The following is a 397-nucleotide window of genomic DNA, read 5'->3' as shown; positions in this document are numbered from 1 at the left end:
TCCGGCTTCGCGCGTGCACGAACTCACGCCGCGAATCTGGAAATCGCTCTTCGCCGACAACCCGCTGCGCTCGCCACTGCATCAGATCGCCTGAGATCGCAACGACGTCGGTCAATTACCGATTACGCCCCGGCCGATCCACGGGGCAGCTCGCTTGGCACATCAATTGCGGTCTTCGACATTTGAAAAAACGAAGTCGCTGCACGTTGACTGCACACGACACCGACACCTAGAGACTACAAACACCAGACACACACGAATGGTGCCAAAAGTAAGCGCCTCACGACGACCGTCGTAGACGACGGCGAGAACCGACATCAAAGTGGTGCCCATCATTTTCGATTTGATGGACATCACTGTGACAGAGCCAGAAGCCAGGCCGGGTAGCCGCAAGGGA

Annotated in this window: 1 protein-coding gene; it reads right to left on the bottom strand. The window is 57.2% G+C overall.

All coding sequences use genetic code 11. From position 1 onward, the window contains the following. Positions 1-162: 162 nt before the first annotated feature. Positions 163-397, bottom strand: a 235-nt coding sequence (locus GWC77_RS29340; RefSeq protein WP_217283473.1) for a hypothetical protein, incomplete at its 5' end; no start/stop codon positions are given.

It is taken from the genome of Paraburkholderia sp. NMBU_R16, from assembly GCF_013282575.1.
In the GTDB taxonomy this organism is placed as follows: Bacteria; Pseudomonadota; Gammaproteobacteria; order Burkholderiales; family Burkholderiaceae; genus Trinickia.
The sequence above is the reverse complement of the archived record's forward strand: the minus strand, read 5'-3'. Positions and strand labels throughout refer to the sequence as shown.